The 226-nt window shown below is 66.8% G+C and carries 1 pseudogene; it reads right to left on the bottom strand.

Annotated elements, in window-relative coordinates:
• Positions 1–226, bottom strand: a pseudogene (locus tag ACXAID_RS28520) (HNH endonuclease signature motif containing protein); the annotation flags it as partial.

The raw sequence follows: 226 nt of genomic DNA on the forward strand, positions 1-226 counted from the left end.
GCGGCGTAGCGGCATGTTCAGCTCCCGCCCCGGGGTGCGCGGCGGTGTGGGGCTTGGTGTTGGTCGGCCCGGTGTTGGTGGGTCTGGTGGGTCGCTGCTGGTGGTGGTCCAGGTGGGGAACAGCAGCGTCGAGAAGGGTTTGGTGGTGTAGGTGTGTCCGGTGGGGGTGCTCAGGTGCAGGGTTCCGTCGGGTAGCTGGACGTCGTGCCAGTCTTCCCAGAATGTT

The organism is Mycobacterium sp. ABE4_509, assembly GCF_056160785.1.